Source organism: Synechocystis sp. PCC 6803 substr. PCC-P, from assembly GCF_000284455.1.
In the GTDB taxonomy this organism is placed as follows: Bacteria; Cyanobacteriota; Cyanobacteriia; order Cyanobacteriales; family Microcystaceae; genus Synechocystis.
On sequence record NC_017039.1, the window covers coordinates 21,641 to 39,785 of the forward strand.

Annotated in this window: 13 protein-coding genes; 4 read left to right on the plus strand and 9 right to left on the minus strand. The window is 42.3% G+C overall.

The genetic code is table 11. The features are described 5' to 3' along the window. Positions 1 to 197 precede the first annotated feature (197 nt). The 9 genes from SYNPCCP_RS00090 to SYNPCCP_RS00130 form a co-directional block, all read right to left on the minus strand. Complete coding sequence (locus SYNPCCP_RS00090) at positions 198 to 1,481, minus strand: MFS transporter (RefSeq protein WP_010871224.1); 1,284 nt, start codon at positions 1,479 to 1,481, stop codon at positions 198 to 200. A gap of 17 nt (positions 1,482 to 1,498) precedes the next feature. Further along, entirely contained in the window at positions 1,499 to 2,464 is a 966-nt protein-coding gene (locus tag SYNPCCP_RS00095; RefSeq protein ID WP_010871225.1) for a sucrase ferredoxin, read from the minus strand. Then, a complete protein-coding gene (locus SYNPCCP_RS00100) occupies positions 2,461 to 3,363 on the minus strand; it encodes an iron-siderophore ABC transporter substrate-binding protein (RefSeq protein ID WP_020861330.1) in 903 nt (300 codons plus the stop codon). Before SYNPCCP_RS00100 ends, SYNPCCP_RS00095 begins: the two co-directional genes overlap by 4 nt. A 262-nt stretch (positions 3,364 to 3,625) precedes the next feature. Then, entirely contained in the window at positions 3,626 to 6,199 is a 2,574-nt protein-coding gene (locus SYNPCCP_RS00105) for a TonB-dependent siderophore receptor (RefSeq protein ID WP_020861331.1), read from the minus strand. Positions 6,200 to 6,349: 150 nt separating this feature from the next. Continuing rightward, positions 6,350 to 7,390 (minus strand): AraC family transcriptional regulator, encoded by a 1,041-nt coding sequence (locus SYNPCCP_RS00110; protein ID WP_010871228.1) that lies wholly within the window; start codon positions 7,388 to 7,390, stop codon positions 6,350 to 6,352. A gap of 67 nt (positions 7,391 to 7,457) precedes the next feature. Beyond that, positions 7,458 to 8,255, minus strand: coding sequence for a class I SAM-dependent methyltransferase (locus SYNPCCP_RS00115; protein WP_010871229.1), 798 nt, complete (start codon positions 8,253 to 8,255; stop codon positions 7,458 to 7,460). Between the two features lie 72 nt (positions 8,256 to 8,327). Then, the gene (locus tag SYNPCCP_RS00120) at positions 8,328 to 10,814 is read right to left on the minus strand and encodes a TonB-dependent siderophore receptor (RefSeq protein WP_010871230.1); all 2,487 of its coding nucleotides are present in this window, start codon (positions 10,812 to 10,814) and stop codon (positions 8,328 to 8,330) included. Positions 10,815 to 10,883: 69 nt separating this feature from the next. After that, positions 10,884 to 11,288, minus strand: a complete 405-nt coding sequence (locus SYNPCCP_RS00125; RefSeq protein WP_020861332.1) for a biopolymer transporter ExbD — start codon at positions 11,286 to 11,288, stop codon at positions 10,884 to 10,886. Next, complete coding sequence (locus SYNPCCP_RS00130; protein ID WP_010871232.1) at positions 11,272 to 11,904, minus strand: MotA/TolQ/ExbB proton channel family protein; 633 nt, start codon at positions 11,902 to 11,904, stop codon at positions 11,272 to 11,274. Before SYNPCCP_RS00130 ends, SYNPCCP_RS00125 begins: the two co-directional genes overlap by 17 nt. Before the next feature lie 346 nt (positions 11,905 to 12,250). Between SYNPCCP_RS00130 and SYNPCCP_RS00135 the strand changes: the two genes are divergently transcribed. From SYNPCCP_RS00135 to SYNPCCP_RS00150, 4 genes are all read left to right on the plus strand, one after another. Further along, positions 12,251 to 13,849: an energy transducer TonB gene (locus tag SYNPCCP_RS00135; RefSeq protein WP_010871233.1), complete on the plus strand. Its 1,599-nt coding sequence runs from the start codon at positions 12,251 to 12,253 to the stop codon at positions 13,847 to 13,849. A 76-nt stretch (positions 13,850 to 13,925) separates the two neighbouring features. After that, positions 13,926 to 14,975, plus strand: a complete 1,050-nt coding sequence (locus SYNPCCP_RS00140; protein ID WP_010871234.1) for an MORN repeat-containing protein — start codon at positions 13,926 to 13,928, stop codon at positions 14,973 to 14,975. A 105-nt stretch (positions 14,976 to 15,080) separates the two neighbouring features. Beyond that, on the plus strand, positions 15,081 to 16,898 hold the full coding sequence (locus SYNPCCP_RS00145; protein WP_010871235.1) for an ABC transporter ATP-binding protein: 1,818 nt from the start codon (positions 15,081 to 15,083) through the stop codon (positions 16,896 to 16,898). A 330-nt stretch (positions 16,899 to 17,228) separates the two neighbouring features. Further along, positions 17,229 to 17,996 (plus strand): helix-turn-helix transcriptional regulator, encoded by a 768-nt coding sequence (locus SYNPCCP_RS00150; RefSeq protein ID WP_231848040.1) that lies wholly within the window; start codon positions 17,229 to 17,231, stop codon positions 17,994 to 17,996. The last annotated feature ends 149 nt before the right edge of the window (positions 17,997 to 18,145 follow it).

Below are 18,145 nucleotides of genomic sequence, written 5' to 3' on the forward strand. Positions count from 1 at the left end.
ATCAATCTATTAGTCTACTCCTAATGCAAATTATTCCTAAATATTTGATGGGTTTAATTTATTGAGCAAAGCCCTAACGGGCAAAATACCAGTGCAGTATATTTGTTGGAAAAATGTGCTGTGGCGATTGGGACAACCTTGTGGATTATCTCAATAACGATGAGAGTTCAATGTCCCATAGGAGATGGTATTACTTGCTAATCATCCCCACGTTGATAAATCAATAGACCCCATAGCCCCAATAGAAATGCGAGCACTCCACAGTTCACCATTAAGAATGCCATGCCGCTGCCTGGGGGAGGTCCAAAAATTTCATTGATAGGTAGGATTAAAAAGTTACTCAAGTGAGTCAGCATTACCGATATCTGATTAGCTAAAATTCCTGCGGCCAATCCAGATAAACTACTGATAACAGTGCCGATCAAATAATCTGCAGCCAATACTCGGCCTTGTATTTCCCGTGCAACTTTCTCATACCAAATTGCTGTATATGAACTGGTGATTAAGGGACTTGGTAGTGATGCACCAACGTTAGCTAGTAGCCAAAATTTTGGTTGGGCAATCAGTCCCATGGCCAATCGACTGAATCCATTGATTATAAAGCCAATAAAAATACCAGTTGTTCTTCTTTTGAAGCCTCCCCAAATACTACAAATAGTTCCTCCAACAATACCCCCCACTCCTCCGATGGCCACAATAATCCCTAAAATCTCAGTGTTTCCTCCAGTTTTTGCTAGAATCATAGGCTGGTAAATTACTTCAGTGATTCCTTCTACAAAGCTAAACAATGAAAAAATGATCAATATCTTTGATAAATTTGGATGGTTATAGATATATTTAAGTCCAAAAAATATATCGTCAACAAAATTTTCTTTCAATCGTACAACAAATAAAGTTTGGTTGGTGATTTTAGGAGATTTAATTCCGAATGCTATTGGTAGAATCAAGATCGTTATAGCGGCGATCATGAACGTTGTCATGTCAATTATTGTGATGCCAGTTAGCCCCATCACAGGAAATAAGATTCCAGCCAAAGCGGGGGCAACAATTCCGGCGCTATATGCAGTAATGGCTCCCATACTACTAGCACGAGCATGGTGTTGATAAGGAACAATTAAAGGGACCAGGGTAATATAACTAAGGGTTTGAATGTTACCAAAACAACCAATAATAGATGCAATCAGATATATATACTTAACATTAAGAATCTGTAAAAAAGCTAGGATTCCCACAGAAAATGTACATACAGCAGAGCCGATATCGCTAACAATTAGCAATTTTTTGTGAGAAAAATAATCAGTAAGGATACCAGATAAAGGTGTAATGATAATTTGCGGGAGCTGATAAAAAACTAAAATCAAAGCCACTGACATAGCAGAATTTGTCTTTTGCCATATCCATATAGTCAGAGAAAAATAAGTCATACCGCTACCAATAGACGACAGAGCCTGTCCCAAGCAAAGAGTGACAAAGGTCTTCATTTATTTTTGTAAATTAATTATTTATCAATTTCTTTTAAGTAGCTGACACTATACTGCTTGACAGAAATAAGTTCATCTCCTGAATTTCTAGCAGTCATCACTGACCCATTGACTTCAACTCTTGCAAAATAAGCTCCTTTAACTTTATCGGGAGAAATAAAATCAAATTGAACCTCTACCCAATTGGGATCATGCTGATTATCATCCATGTTCAATATTTGAGCTGATTTTTGATAATTTAACCATTGCCAACCTCGTTGAGTCCAAATTTCACGCTCAACAATCTGGGCAAATTTTGTTACGCCTACCCAACCTCGATAAAATTTATAAAGTTGTTTAACTTGACCTTCTTGCCTTACCAGATTATCTAAAACTTCAGACTCAAGATGTCCCCAAACTTGCCCATTTGGAAAATCAATTAAAGTCGGAGCAAACTGATGTCCCCCAAAATGAGAGCAGCGCCATATTCTTAAATTTTTTGATGCATATTTTTGTCGTAATTGTTTATAAATAGGATAACCAAATCTCGAACAAGCCACATCAATGTTTCCATGAGTACATACCATCATATCTCGATCAACAACATCTGACAGTTTATAGTTACGAAAATTTTCTAACTCTGGAGATTGATAACATAAATTTTTGATAAGATCCCACCTTTGATCATCAGGAACTAAATATTCTTCTTTTATAAAACTGGAAAAGAGCAAATTAAACTTTTGGTAGTGAATAATACGACTAAATCCTGATTGAGAATACTCGTGATCTGAGGCGATCGCCATTGGAGATACTTTAACTCCTTGATCAGAAAGTTGATGAAAAAGATCATGAATTGGTTTAAGAATGGGGTCATGATGAAAGCGTTCCTCTGTCCAAGGTTGGGGTAATTCCATAATTAACCAACGATCACTTGAATTTGCTGTGCCGATAGGATCTTCCCCGTTAGATTTGGAAATAACGGAACAAAATTGACAATTAATCATGGTTTTTGATTGGTTAAGAGTTGTTTTTTTAATTCATTAAGATAAAGTTTTGTACCGAAAAAACCTGGTAAACCCGTGCATAGATAAGTTGGAATATAATAAACACGATTTTCTCGACTTGCTTTCATTGATTGTGTTATTGCATTTTCTGACCACTGTTGTTGTAAATTAGATAATTGATGCTCAGTAAAATTTTGTCTACTTTTTGATTTATTGAATTCTTGAAAATTATAACCTAAGATAATAATTGAATTGGCATTATTTAACTTAGGAAGAGATTCTAAAGAAAGGGGCAGTCTTGAATTTGTAGATGTACCTGCTCCTGGTAAAGAAACTAATTCAAATCCCAATTCTTCAATTAGAGAGCTACAAAGATCTTCATTATTGGCAATAGACAATTCCTGTAAATTTTGAGCATGAAGTAGAAGCATTTTGGGGTATCCTGCAACAATTTTGGAAAATTCCTGCTTTGCTTTTTCAATTTCTTGCTGAGTTTCTTGTAAAAGTTGTTCGACTTTTTCTTCTTGCTTAACAGCCTGGGCAATCTTCTCTAGATTTTCAGTAGGTTCATTCCAAGATAACATTAAGGTAGGTGCAAGTTGAGAAAATTTTTGATATTCATTTTTATTATGATCAGGACTCAAAATTAAATCAGGTTTTGCTTTAAAAATTCCTTCTAACGAAGGCATGTAAGCAATTCCTACATTGGCAATGGGTTTATTAATATATTGTCCCAAATAAGGAATTTGCTCGGTAGGATGATCATAATCTTCTTTATGAAAAGCAATGTGATCTGCATAGGCAATAGGTTGAATGTTTAACGCTAGTAAAGGTTCTAATAAATAGGGACCAAGTACAACAACTCTTTGAGGAATTCCACAGATTTCAGTTTCTCCCATTTTATGCTCAATTATCCGGCAACCTTTTTTATCTGATTGTTGTAGATGTGAAGATCGATCTATGTTTGTATTACAAGAAGTCAAAAGAGACGTCATAAAAATCATGAGAGTAGAAAAGTAATTTATCTTATATTTTTTCATACAATAATTTAAATATGTAAGTATAAATAGCTCTCCTCTGCTTTTTGACTGGAGCTAAAGAAGAGCAGATTTTTTTGAACTTCCTAAATCATTAAAAAAACAGCAAGTAACTTTTAATGATTTAAAACTGAACCGAAAATGAGCCAATAATAATAAATGGTTCACCAGGTTCAATTCCTGTTTGGTTACCACTGACTGCTCGGACGTAGTTAGCATTAGTAAAATTCCTCAAGTTTAGGGCAACTCGATATTTATCTCGTTGGTAAAAAATCGCTGCGTTTCCGATGATATAATCCCCCACTGTGTAGGTATTAGCTAAATCACCAAAACGATCGCCAACGTAATTAAAGCCAATTCCAAACCCTAGTCCTTGTAATGCCCCCGATTGAATTTCATAGGTCGTCCATAAATTCGCCATATTATAGGGAATACCAAATAGGCGGTTATCGACAAAATTAGGATCTGTATCCTCGGTGACTTTTGCATTGATATAAGAATAGTTACCAATAATTTTCCAGCCGGGTAAAATTTCTCCCACAATATCTAGTTCAATGCCTTGGCTTTGTTGTGTTCCAATGGTAGATAAAAATAGGGGATTAACTGGATCGCTAACCGCTACATTATTTTTACTAATATTAAAATAAGTTAAGGTTGTGAGAAGTTGTTGCTCAAATAGTTCCGCTTTAACGCCAATTTCAAAACCTTCTCCCCGTTCTGGTTCTAGGGGATTGCCACTGATATCTATTCCACTATTGGGAGTGAAAGATTGGGAATAGTTGCTAAAGAAGCTAATTTCCGGAATTGGACGATATAGTAGGCCTATCCTTGGTGTAACTGCACTATCTGTTTGTTGTGTATTTCCCCCTTGGTTAAAATCAGTTTGTAAATTATTTGTGTTTTGAGTGATAGTATCGTAACGAAGTCCTGCAACTAAAATTAGATTTTCTAATAAAGAAACTTGATCCTGTAGATAAATTCCCAAACGATTGGAACTGGTAAAAGTATCGCCAAAAAGAGGTAAATCAGAGCGATTAGGTTTGGGAATTGCATTATAATCGGGATCAAATACGTTAATTGACGTCGGACCACCAAAAAGCGTTAAAATACTCTCTTCAGACCAGTTATAATCAATTCCAGCTAAGAGCTCATGTTTAACTGAGCCTGTAGAAAATTTACCGACAGCATTGGTATAGAAAGAATAGGAGCCCTGTTGTCCGTCCTGGTCAGCAAAGAAGCGGGTAACCGTTGGCCCATTCACAATAGTAGGAAGAGCAATGACGTTATAGTCATAGTTGTAGCTCATATAGCGAAAAGCATTGCGTAACTTCCAATTTTCATTGAAGCGATGCTCTAGATTATATCCAGCGCTAATAAAGTTTTTGTTAACAATATCACTGGGATCATTAATTACCCGCGAGCGGGGTACTGGTGCAACCCCATCTCCGAAGCTACTCAAGCCAAAGTCAGCAGGATTCGTGTCATTAATATATTCAACAGCTAAACTTAAATCTGTGTCGTCAGTGATAGCATAGGTGACAATGGGAGCGTAGGCAAATCGTTCTAACGGTTGATTAAAGTCGCGAAAACTCGCTTCATTACTATAAACGCCGTTTAATCGATAACGTAAATTCCCACTGGGATTTAAACCACCTGAAATATCAAAACGGGGACGAACTAATCCTTGATTACCTAATTGCACTTCGACTTCAGCAAACGGTTCATTAAGTGGTTTTTTCGAGTTTAAATTAATTACACCTCCGGGTTCAATTTGGCCATATAAAATAGAAGAAGGACCTTTGAGCACTTCCACCTGTTGTAGGTGAGAAACTTCCGTAATCCCTTGAAACCCTCCATAAAGTCGAAAACCATCCCTAAGAATAGGAACCGTATCACTAAATTGATTGCCAAATCCTCGAATACCAAAGATAGTTTCTCTTCCCCCTGTAGTACCGCCAAAAGTCACACTGCTAACATTTGTCAACACATCTTCGAGGGTGATGGCTTGTTGGGAACGAATTACTTCTTCTGAAACAACCTGTGCAGAAAAAGGCGTATCCATAATGGGAGTGTCAGTCCCCGTGGCAACCGAAGTGTTGGGAACGAAAAATTCTTGGACTGCTGCTTCTTCTTCTCGGGTAGCAACAATTTCGATTTCTTCTTCCGATTCCACTGTGTTAATTGGAGGCGTTAGGCTCAAAATTAAATTTTCGGATGATGGTATCACCTGAGCGGCGGGAACAGTACCATTGCCAGTTACGGTAATGCGTAGTGAATTTGAACTTGTCTGTACGGCGGTTATTTGACTAATTTGCTCACTGGGATTCTCAACTATAAAATTTTCCCCATCTGGTAGCCTTAAAACTGCGTCTAAAATATCGATGATGAGAATATTGTCCTCACTAATAATTAAGGGTATTAGCTGGGATTGATCGGCCGTTTTTAAAATTAATTCAATGCCAGTTTGCGTATCTTTAAGTTCAATTTGGATAACTTCTTTAATTTGAGCTTGGGATATTTGCTGTTGCCAATTTTCTATCTTTACATTTGCCTTATATTCATTCTGTAACTCCTGATCTTCTAATTTTTCTTTTTCAGATAAATTACTTTCCCCTACTGATCCTAGGGCAACACCAGAATGTAAGGCCGTCAAACCAATCAAAACGGCGAGCGAAGTCTGTTCCAAAATTTTGATCATTTTTTGTGCTCCCCACACTTACTGATAATTAATGGATATATTCTAGGGGAAAGCCAAAATGTATTTCTTTGTAGGACGGACTTTTTTCTTTGTGAAACGGACTTTTTAGATCATAACTTTTCTTCTGTCAGAATGAAAAACTGCTTACTACTATTTGTAGAAAATTGTCTTTTGATGGGTTTTGGGGCTAACTCCAAATTTTCGTCTAAATGCCATGCAAAAAGCTTCTGGATTGGTATATCCTACCCTTTGTGCTACCTGGGCCACGGATAAGTTATTATCTGCTAATAATTGCTGAGCCTGTTGCATGCGATAATTATACAGATAACCAAATACGGTCGTGCCAAATAGTTGACGAAAGCCTTGTTTTAGCTTACGCTCATTTAAGCTAACTTGTCGAGATAACTGTGCCAAGGAAGGAGGATCAAGTACTTGTTTGACCAAGATTTCCTGTGCATATTTCACTCTTTCTAAATCGTCTTTTTTTAATTGAGATGCTTTTTTTTCTGATTTAGTAGCATCCATACAATTAAATTGCCAGGCAAATAATTCTAAAGCCTTACTTTCTAAATAAATTTGTTTAATTATGCCTTGATAGGGACATTGATAAATTTGCTGTAATATCTCAGTGACTTTAAGTGTGTTTTTACCTAGTGATAAGTGGAACTTTAAATCACGATCGCCTGTGATTAATTGGTTAATTAAGCTAGGAGCAAAGTTTTCACTTTGATAAAAACAACTGAAATAATCAACAGGAGCATAAACACTAACTAATTTTATTTCAGTATCACATGGCCATTGCTCGAGTTCTGATAAATTAGGTAAATGATAAAGATAATTTCTGCCCGCTAATTCTGTATATTTTGGCTCAATTTCTTTAGTTTTAAATGTTTCTACTACTGAATTTCCTGTAAGATAAAAGTGAGCAACTAGAGGAAAATTCTTCTTATGATTCCTCTTTAAGTACATAACTTCGGCAAGTTGTACCTGAATAATTTCAATTGTTAAGCCGTCCCTCAACTGGATAGATCGATTATACCCTTTACCCAGTCTTTGCGGTAAATTTATTATGGTTTCATTGTCTTGAAAATGTACTGTAAATTCATCAAAATCAACAATTTGTCTTGAAGTAGTTGGTTGATTTGGTAAAACAATCGTGGTGTTGGGATCAAATACATTAACATCTTTCATTTTTGCTTCGGGGTTTTATGAAATTTATCAAAAAGATACTCTGAAGGTAATACCGAAATTAAAATCATCATTTTACTGTGTATGCCCAGATTTCGAATTGTGCTTGAGACGATAACTCCACCTTTAATGAATCGTAATATTCATAACAAAATACTTCAAATTCCTTTATGGCAAGATTAAATGCTTCATCTGGAAGGAGCCAGCATAATCCATAGGCATGTGATCTGTAAAAATGGAGTAGTTCTTGCACCTGATTGCTTACCGTCCATTCCTTAGCTGTCAAATAATTACACTGATACCCTTTATTTAGTAAATATTCATCTATATTAATTTTGTTAGTTACTTCTAATGATTGTTGTGAAGGCTTTGGCTCTTGATACTTAAGCAAAATAGTTTTGAAATGGTTCTCAAATTCTAGATGTGCAGGGGGAGTAACCCATTGAGCATTTAAATAAAAACCATTTGGTTTTAGGACTCGATCAATCTCATCTAAAAACATACCTAAATTGGAAACAGAATGAAGCATATGAACCGTTAACACTACGTCGAAGCTGCTGTCTGGAAAAGATAGTTGCGATGCATCTTCATGGATCAACCTAAGATTCGGAGGAATACGGGGCAACTTTTGAGAAAATTGGCTAAGCATTTCCTGAGAAATATCAACACCAGTTACAGAATAACCACGTCTGACTAAAGGAATGACATTGAGCCCAGTCCCTACACCAGGCTCAAGAAAAGTAGTTTCTCTTGTTGCCTTCACTAGAGCGAGAATAAAATCTGCAACTTCTTCAGCAATTGGTTCTGTCATCCAGCGAGTTTGATCGTAAATGTCAGCAATTTTGCTGTAGTAAACATTTTTTTTCATCTTTCCAATCCTGGTTTTGGAGCATTAGAAAATTTACTGCTGATAATCTCATCATCAGCAGTCTTAAAATGCCTAGAATGTTACGCCAATTTTTCCTACTACCGTAAAGGGAGCCCCGGGATAAACACTCAGGTCAAAATCATTTGATTCGGCCAAATACTGGGTATTAAACAAATTTTCGATGTTTAATTGTAATTCCCAATTTTCCCGACGATAAAAAATGGCAGCATCGGTGCGGAAATAGCTGGGTAACACAAAGGTGTTGTCCAAGTCCCCCTCCCGTTGATCAACATAAAATAGTCCTAAACCAAAGCCCAAGCCTTGTAAATTTCCCGATTGAATTTCATAGGTTGTCCAGAGGCTAAACTGGTTGCTAGGAACATTAGATAAAGTGTTGTCTACGATATCGGTATTATCTTGGCTTACAAAAGCATCAAGGTAACTATAACCGGTGACAATATTCCAACCAGGCAAAATTTCTCCACCCAGGTAAAGCTCCACCCCTCGGCTAGTTTGTTCCCCTGTTTGAATGGTAAATAATAGATTGGCAGGATCAATGGTAGGAACATTTTGTTTCCTAATATCAAATGCCGAGAAAGTCACACTTAACTTGTCGGTAATGTCTGCCTTAACTCCCACTTCAAACTGGCGACCGGTCTGGGGATCAAAGGTAGAACCATCGGCGTTGAGGGAGGCGGCAAAAGAAGGATTAAAAGAGGTGGTGTAAGAGCCATAAAGGGAAACCGTGGGAATTGGTTGATAGATAATACCAACCCGGGGTGTTAATTGGTTATCGGTTTGGTTAAATTCTTCCCTTGGATCTGTAATAGACTGGGTCGACCGATTTTGGGTAGCGGAATCGTAACGGAGTCCCACCAATAGCTTCAGGTTGTCAAATAAATCCATTTGATCCTGTAGATAAACCGCAAAGCGATTGACTTGATCATCACGGAAAAATTCTGGCGCGATGGGGAAAGGGGTATTGGTGTAAACCGGGTTGAAAACATTAATGGGAGCAAAGGTGTTGCTGAATTGAAATTCTGGAGTCTCTGTATCGTTACGATACTCCAATCCAAATAACACCCGATGTTTAACCGGCCCAGTGTAGAATTCTCCTATCAATTCTGCATTGGTGAAAAAACGCTGATAATTTCCTCCCCCATAATATTCAAATCGATTTAATTCCCCAGTATCTTCGTCAAAAAAGTCAAAGAGGGGCGCATAGCGGACGGGGGCGTAGGCCAAGTATTGCATGGCATGGCGTAGCTTCAGATTTTCGTTAAAATCGTGGTTGAAGGTGTAGCCAATTAGGTATTGATCTTGCTCAAATTTACTAAATCGCTCTCCTAAAAATCGATTCGATGGCAAGTCTGCGATATTTGGTGCTGGGATGCCTTCATCTAAGGTTTCCCGATTGGTTGTGTATTGTCCATAGATATTCAACTTCGTGTCTGGACCAATATTCCAAGTTAAAGTTGGTGATACAACCCAGAGATCACCGTAGACGAAATCTCGAAAACTGCCGGAGGTTTCATAGGAAACATTGAGACGATAATTAACTGTATCAATGGCTTCCGGTAGGAGGGGACCGGATAAATCCACATCTAAACGATAGTCATTATAATTACCAAGGGACACAGCCGCATTGTAATAGGGTTCATCCAAAGGTTTTTTGGAAATTAGGTTGATTGATCCCCCGGGTTCTCCAGCACCAAACACAATGGAAGAGGGGCCTTTGAGCACTTCTATTTGTTCGATGTCTGTGGTATTTAAGGGGGCTAAGGATTGATAGGGAATGCCATCACGAAAAATACTGTTATTGACGGGAAATCCACGGATTAGAAAGCCGGGGCCAAAAACACTAGTTCCCCTGCCCCCGGCGGGGCTAACCCCTGGCACTGTTTGGAGGGCTGGTCCCAATTCGGTTACGTTTCGGTCTTGTAAGACCTGTTGGGGCACAACTTGAATGGACTGGGGGATATCGAGTAAAGGGGTATCTAATCCTGTGGCGGTGGAAGCACTGGGCACAAAGTAGCTAGCTTCCCCCTGCCCTTCTTGGGTGGCTACCACTTCAATTTCTGATTCTGGATTCTCAGGGGCGATCGCCGTGGAGGACGAAGTTAAGCTAAGCACTAAATTTTGGTCAACAGAACTCACTGTCACTTCAGGAAGATTATTATCAACGCCCGTCACCGTAATGCGGACTATGTTGTTTTCCCCTTGGGTAATGGCGATCGCCGCAATTTGGGGACTAGGATTTTCCTGGTTAAATTCTCCTCCGGGAATGTCCAAGAGGGCATCGGTCAACTCAATAATGAGCAGATTCCCTTGGGGATAAATCAGGGGTTGGACCGGGATGGGGGAATTGTTGGCCAGTTCCAGCTCTAGACCCTTTTCTGTGGACTTTAGATTAACTCCGGTAACCAAGATGGAGCCAACTTGAGCTTGTATTTTGGTTTGGGCCCCAGAATTATTAATTTGGGCCAGTATGGGCAAGGGGGCTACTAGCCCCGAACATAGGCAACATATGGTTAAGCCTAAGCTTATTTTGGTATTCACAATTGCTCCTCACACAAAAGTTAAAAAGTTTTATTAATTAAGCAAATGCTTAATTCTTTTTCAGTTTTTTTAGTTCTTGGGCGTGGCGGCGATCGCCAGGGAAACCCCCTTGATTTGGCGTACACCATCCATAACCTGTACCACTAAACCATGGTTAACCTGTTCATCGGCTTTAATTACCACCAAACTATTGGCGTTATTTTTAGCCTTAGCCAGGATATTTGTTTGCAAATCTTTTAGGGGTATTGCCTGGCCATCCAAAAACAGTTCACCAGTCTGTTTAACGGTTAAAATAAATTGCGGATTGGGCTTGCTTTCCGTGGTTTGGGCCGAAGGTAAGTTGACCGATAAACCGTCGGAGCGGCTGAGATACAAACTGGAGATGATGAAAAACGCCAGGATAGAAAAAATCACGTCAATCATCGGAATGATATTGATTTCGCCCTGGGCTTCAAACTCATCGGGAAGTCGCATACTCTTTTTCCTCCGGTTGGTCATGGAAACGGCGATATACCAATTCGATTTGCCCCGTTTGCTCCTGTATGAGGGCGAATTGGCGCAGATAGAGGGAACGGAACACGTTGGCAAAGAGGAGAGTGGCAATGGCAACTACCAAGCCCATCACGGTGGACACCAATGCTTCACTGATCCCCCCGGTGACCCCCGAGGCATTGGCGGCGGTGGTACTGCCTAAACTCATGGAAGAAAAGGAACGCATTAGTCCCAAAATTGTCCCCAGTAAGCCCAGGAGAGGGGAAACGGTGATAATGGTCTGAAATAGGGTGTTAAATCGTTTTAAAAGCGGTAATTCTGCTTGGGTAGCGCTTTCCAGGGCCAGGCGAAACTCCGTTGGTGTGGCCCCCTCCAAACACAGGGCTTCGAGAAAAATTCGTGCCATGGGTAAATCCGCATTTTGTTTCAGCTTGGCGATCGCCCCTGGGGGATTACTGCGATAAAGCTTGAGCACATCATTTACCAACCGATTTTGCCGTAACTGGATCTGACTCCAAAAATAGGCACGCTCGATAATCAGGGCCACAGCTAACAGGGAAAAACCGAGGAGGGGCACCGCCACTATGCCCCCGGCCATAAAAACTTCTACCAACGTGATAACCTCTTGTGTTCACTCAACACAGTTAAGAGTAATTCTCAATTAATCCCCTTGCCTAGCCATAATAGCAATTGATAACTATTTTCAATAAATTAAATGGATAAGCAATAAGATTTGCTTAAGTGCAAACGAGTTTTCTAGGCTTTAAGGGCCTATATTCACGGTTGCAGAGAAAAAATTTTGGAATAAAAGAGTCAGTGGAGGTGTTTAATGTCGCAACTAAACGTCTATAATGCTATAGCTATTAATAATAATATTTCACATAATAGATGCAGTTCAGCCTAGGCTAGGGGCCACAATAATTGCCTGTCAATGCAAGAATTCCATGTCAATCTCTAATTTCTGCCTGACCCAAAGATCCCAGCAATACCAAAACAGCCAAAAGATCATCCTGGCGGGGGCGACCTGTTCCTTGTTAATCCACGGGGCGATCGGAGCGTTCTGGAGATTTCCCCTGGATGGTGATACTCCCGCCGTAGAGCCGATTGAATTTATTGTGGTGGACCCTTCTCCCATCCCAGAAGTCACACCGCCACCAACGGAGCAGAAAACTGAGCAGAAAAAAGTCGAACCTCTGCCGAATATCTCCCCACCACCGCCCACTCCGGTAACTCAAGCAGTTTTACCGCCCCTGCCCCAAGCCATTATTCCCCCCGTCCCATCAGTCAATTCTCTGCCCAGTCCGGTGGTGGAAAATCCAATTTCCTTGCCCAATTCATTGCCCCCACCCCCTGCGGCTCCAGTCCCCAATGCAGTGTCTCTCCCGGTGGACCAGGCCATTACTCCTCCTACCCCAAACCTCAATCCCCTCCCTAATCCAGTTACAGAAAGCCCCGCTTCTTTGACTCAGCCGGCCCAGAGTGCCTTTCGTTTGCCCTTTTCTTCCCTCCAGACTCCGGAATTTGCCCCGATTCCTGAGCAGGCCCCCGCTGTTTCCCCGGGGATTCGCCCAGCTACGCCCCAAAGTTTAGCCAACGCCCCAAGCCGACAGCCCGTATTTGGTCGCATTAGTTCCTCTGCCCCGTCCCAGGGAAATCCGTTAACCAACCAGGATTCATTTACGGCGATCGCCAATGGCAATGCAGTTAGTCAGGGGGCCCCGCCGATGAAACCGGGGACAGCTACTAAACCCATTGCCAGTGGTGGTGGTAGCTCTGGCCCTAGTCTGGGCTCCGGCCAACCCAGAGCAGAACGGCCCGGTGGCGGCAATGCAGGGGCAAATGTTGGTCCCATTGCGGCCAATCCCGTTGCTAGTAGTGCTCCCCCTAAACCGAAACCAACTCCCAGTTCCCCCGCTAAGCCAGACCCCTTAAAGTGCGTTAGCCAATGTAAACCCAGTTATCCCTCCATCCTCCAGGGGGAAGAAGGTAGTGCTACAGTATTAATTTCAGTAAATGATAGTGGTGGTGTGACCAGCGTAACCATCACCAATGCCCACGGCAACAGCGAGGTCAACCGCCAGGCCCTATTGGCAGCCAGAAAAATGCAGTTTACGGCCCCCGCCAGTGGTCAATCCAAATCAGTCCCTGTGGTGATTCACTTCACCGTTGCTGGTTCAGACTTTGATCGTCAGGCGAGGGAGCGTCAGCAACAGCAGGAAGAGTTGCGTCAGGCCGCCCGCAGAGCAGAAGAGGAAAAGGCAAATCAAGCCCGTCAGAGACAGTTGGAAGAGGAGCGTCAAGCCCGCCAACGGCAATTAGAGAAAGAACGGGAAGAACGACTGAAACAATTCTCCGTAGAATCCCAGCCCAGTCCCGTGCCAGCCGTGAAAGTTTCTCCTTCCCCCAGTCCTACCCCGGCGGTGAGAGTTTCCCCTTCTCCTAGTCCAGAGCCACCTCCCACTCCCGCTGCCGCACCGAAGACCGAGCCAGCAGTAGGGATAGATGAATTGGCGCCCGATCTGGAGCAGTCATCCGATTCCTAAATTTCAACTCAATTGGTTAATTAGGTAAACCTTGACTGTGAAATTTATTTAACGTTAAAAATTAGCCGTTTTAATAATGTTTAAATTTGCTCAAATTATTTTCCTAGCTGGCAGTATGGTCTGCTTAAGTTCCCTGGGTCATCAATCCCTGGCGGGCAATTTAACCCTGCCGGATGGTTCTAAATGTGAAGGACAGATTAGCAATGGTGCACTCAATGGCCAGGGTACCTGTCAATTTACCAATGGCGATCGCTATGAAGGTCAATTTGTTGAGGGTGAAAAAAAGGGGCAAGGGAAATATATTTTTGCTGATGGGGGCTATTTTGAAGGGGTTTTTGAAGATGATCAAATGGGTAGTAAAGGGGTGCGAGTCTATGCCAGTCAAGACCGTTACGAAGGGGAATTTGTTGACGGTCAACCCCACGGTCAAGGGATTTATACAACGGCGGCGGGTCTACGTTATGAGGGAGAATTTGTTGATGGTCAACCCACGGGCAAAGGTACCTTTATTTATACCAATGGCGATCGGTGTTCCGGCACTGTTGTTCAAGGAGAATTGAACGGGTCAGGCAAGTGCGAGTACAACAATGGCGATCAATATGAAGGCACCTTAAAGAATGGCCAACCCGACGGTGAGGGAATTTTTCGTTTTGCCGCTGGAGGAGAGTATGAAGGGGAATTTCAGAGCGGTGAATTTTCTGGGCAAGGCACCCGTATTTTTGCCAACGGCAATCGTTTCCAGGGACAATTTAAACAGGGGTTACCCTCTGGGCAAGGACAATACAATTTTGCCGATGGGGCCAGCTACCAAGGGGAAATCCGGGACGGACAACCGGCAGGGGAAGGCATCTATACCTTTGCTAATGGTAATCGTTATCAAGGTCAATTTGTTGCCGGTAAGTTTGCAGGGGAAGGTGCATTTATTTTTGCCAATGGCGATCGTTGCCAAGGACAATTTAGCAATAATCAACTCCAAGGTATGGCCACCTGTGACTATGTCAATGGTGATACGTTTGAAGGGATTTTTGAACAGGGTAAGAAAAATGGCAAGGGCGTTTATTCTTTTGCTGATGGTACCCGCCTAGAAGGGGTATGGAAGGACGATCAATACCAAGAACGAGGTTAACCTTAACCCTGATTTTTTTTAATTTCAGAAAAGTTTGTCGGGAATTGTGAGGTCAAGAAATTAGCCATTATTACCCTTGTGTTCAGGTCTCCATCATCTTGATTTATGCTCCTTTCGCCCCAGTCTAATCGACAAGTTTTAATGGCTTATCTAAGTCCCCAGTGGGGGCAAGTGCTGGCTTTGGCGATCGCCTTGGGGGGAAGCATTATCCTACAAGTGCTTAATCCCCAGATTTTGCGCTATTTCATCGACACAGCCATGGCCGGAGGGCCCCAAACCATACTGGTGTGGCTAGCATTGGGCTTTATGGCGATCGCCGTTGTACGTCAAGGATTGGAAATCGTTGCCACCTATTGCAGTGAAACCGTTGCCTGGACTGCGACCAATAATCTCCGCTTGAACCTAGCTCGTCACACCCTCAATCTCGATCTAACTTTTCACAAAAATCATTGCCCCGGGGAACTAGTGGAACGCATTGATGGAGACGTGGACGCCCTGGCCCGCTTTTTCTCCCAATTTGTGCTCCAAGTACTGGGCAATGGCTTGCTAGTGGTGGGTGTTCTAGTCGTGTTGTGGTTCGAGCAGTGGCAGGCGGGATTGGGTTTGACTCTTTTTGCCCTAGTAGCCCTGGGTATTCTCAGCCGGTTGCAATCCTTGGCGGTGGGGCCATGGCAAGTTTACCGTGGCATCAGTGCTGATTTTTACGGTTTTATCACTGAATATTTAGCCGGATTGGAAGACATTCGGGGCAATGGAGCGGTGGACTATGTCATGAACCGCTTTTATACATTGATAAGAAACTGGCTAAGGGCGTTTCATCAAGCACGGTTGCAGAGCACCCTACTATGGGGCAGCACCGTTGGTCTATTCACGGTGGGCAATGCTATCGCCCTGGCCTTGGGCGCTTACCTGTGGCGTGTACAGGGTATCACCATTGGTACAGTCTATCTTTTGTTTTACTATGCCAGTCTTCTCCAAGATCCCATTGAACGGATACGGGAAGAACTAGAACAGTTTCAACAGGCCGTTGCCAGTCTTTATCGCATTCAAGACCTCATTCGTCAGTCTCCGTCACCCCGATTGGGCAGATCCCAAGCTTTGCCATCGGGGTCACTTTCCGTCGAAGGAAAAAATGTGTGGTTTAGTTATCCAACCACAGCGAGTTTAAAACCTGGGGACGGCAACCACGAATTACCTGAGCACCGCCAAGGTCACCACCACGAAGATGCTGATTACGCTCTGCAGAATTTAACCTGGCATCTACCCGCTGGAAAAGTGCTTGGGTTGCTGGGGCACACCGGCAGTGGCAAAAGTACATTCGCTCGACTCTTGTTGAATTTTTATGCCATTCAGCAGGGCCAAATTCAGCTTGGCGGCATCAACCTTGGGGAGATATCTCAGCGGGAGTTACATCAGCGGGTCGGTTTTGTCACCCAAGACGTGCAACTGTTCCAAACTTCCATACGCAATAATCTGACATTTTTTAATCCCCACATCCCAGACCGATTGATTTTACAAGCCCTGAACGACCTTGGGCTGGAGCCTTGGTTGGCAACATTACCCCAGGGTTTAGATACGGAACTAGGCACGGATGGGGGAGGATTATCGGCGGGGCAAGCCCAATTGCTAGCTTTTGCCAGGGTATTTCTCAAAGATCCTGGGCTAGTTATCCTCGATGAAGCTTCGTCACGGCTTGATCCTTTGACAGAACAGTTAATTGAGCGGGCTATCAATCGATTACTAGAGCATCGGACGGGAATTATCATTGCCCATCGCCTCAAGACGGTGGAACGGGCCGATCAAATTCTGATTCTAGACCGGGGCAAAGTGCTGGAATACGGCGATCGCCCAGCCCTGGCCCACAATCCTGCATCTCGTTTTTCTCAGTTACTGAGGACTAGCTCTGCGATCAAGTTAACCTAGCGTGATGGCTTGACGCATCGGCTTCACTACTTGAAAATATTTATCATTAAAATTTATTGACTGTCTAGCAAGGATGCTAGGCAGTTTGTCGTTGCATAGGGCATTATGTCGATCTTTTTTTCTCAATCTGATTACTTGGCCATGTTCAGGGAAGGAGGCAATCAACAGCAATCTAATGCAGATGGCTCGGATAAATATTGGTATTATCCAACGCATTTAGGGCGTGGATCTATACGGGAGATAAAACTTCGAGAAGGCTTAGAACTGACGATAGCTAGCTATCAACTCTATCAAAATCTTATTGTTGAAATTCCCGAGCGGGAACACCCATTGGAATATGAATTTACGGTTATTGGAGAACACCACCGTCAGTTAACCGGGGCTGATGCAGAAAATTATTTCTTTTCCGGTAGTGGCTTAGCAGATAAAAGTGTGAATGAATATCTGGCGGGATGGCAGGTTTTAAATGTTAGTTTTCATCTAGAGCCTGATTTATTTCGTACCTGGATAGGCGATCGCCTAGAGCAAGCTGAAACCATTATTCAAGAATTGCTCAAAGACCTAAACTCAGTTCGCTACACCCACACAGCCACACCTACAGTTAAGATGCAGACGGCATTGCAGCAGATTTTATATTGTCCCTACAGGGGAATTATCCAACAGATTTATCTAGAAAGTAAAGTCTGGGAACTCATGGCTCTCCACCTTGAGCAGATGCTACAAAATTCCTCTCCCAACTTGACCCAACCAACCCTTAAACCAGATGATATTGAACGAATTCACCATGCCAGAGAAATTTTATCCCAGTGCCTCTGTAACCCACCTTCCTTAAAAGGATTGGCTCGTCAGGTGGGCTTGAATGAATTTACTCTTAAACAGGGTTTCCGCCAAGTTTTTGGAACTACCGCATTCGGTTGGTTGCACCATCACCGTATGGAAAGGGTCAAAGAATTACTAGAAACGGGCCATTACAACGTCACTGAAGCTGCTCGGGAAGTGGGGTTTTCCAATCGGGGACATTTTGCCGCCTCGTTCCGCAAAAAGTTTGGCGTTAATCCTAAAGCCTATTCATTGTTTGCCAAACAACCTAAAGACTAAAAAATTCCAATTTAGGATCAAAATATTCCCTCCACTGATCAAAGTGATTGCCCGCCGTCCCCGTCTTACCGGTAAAGTATTTGAGAATTAGTTGCAGTTAAGGTTGTTCCTCCTGTGTTATCAGATGCCATGGCCGGCTGTCTCAACTA

What these genes read in the sequence shown, in the direction of transcription:
- SYNPCCP_RS00090 (WP_010871224.1), bottom strand. Translation starts at nt 1,481, where the DNA reads ATGAAGACCTTTGTCACTCTTTGCTTGGGACAGGCTCTGTCGTCTATT.
- SYNPCCP_RS00095 (WP_010871225.1), bottom strand. Translation starts at nt 2,464, where the DNA reads ATGATTAATTGTCAATTTTGTTCCGTTATTTCCAAATCTAACGGGGAA.
- SYNPCCP_RS00100 (WP_020861330.1), bottom strand. Translation starts at nt 3,363, where the DNA reads ATGGGAGAAACTGAAATCTGTGGAATTCCTCAAAGAGTTGTTGTACTT.
- SYNPCCP_RS00105 (WP_020861331.1), bottom strand. Translation starts at nt 6,199, where the DNA reads ATGATCAAAATTTTGGAACAGACTTCGCTCGCCGTTTTGATTGGTTTG.
- SYNPCCP_RS00110 (WP_010871228.1), bottom strand. Translation starts at nt 7,390, where the DNA reads ATGAAAGATGTTAATGTATTTGATCCCAACACCACGATTGTTTTACCA.
- SYNPCCP_RS00115 (WP_010871229.1), bottom strand. Translation starts at nt 8,255, where the DNA reads ATGAAAAAAAATGTTTACTACAGCAAAATTGCTGACATTTACGATCAA.
- SYNPCCP_RS00125 (WP_020861332.1), bottom strand. Translation starts at nt 11,288, where the DNA reads ATGCGACTTCCCGATGAGTTTGAAGCCCAGGGCGAAATCAATATCATT.
- SYNPCCP_RS00130 (WP_010871232.1), bottom strand. Translation starts at nt 11,904, where the DNA reads ATGGCCGGGGGCATAGTGGCGGTGCCCCTCCTCGGTTTTTCCCTGTTA.
- SYNPCCP_RS00135 (WP_010871233.1), top strand. Translation starts at nt 12,251, where the DNA reads ATGTCAATCTCTAATTTCTGCCTGACCCAAAGATCCCAGCAATACCAA.
- SYNPCCP_RS00140 (WP_010871234.1), top strand. Translation starts at nt 13,926, where the DNA reads ATGTTTAAATTTGCTCAAATTATTTTCCTAGCTGGCAGTATGGTCTGC.
- SYNPCCP_RS00145 (WP_010871235.1), top strand. Translation starts at nt 15,081, where the DNA reads ATGCTCCTTTCGCCCCAGTCTAATCGACAAGTTTTAATGGCTTATCTA.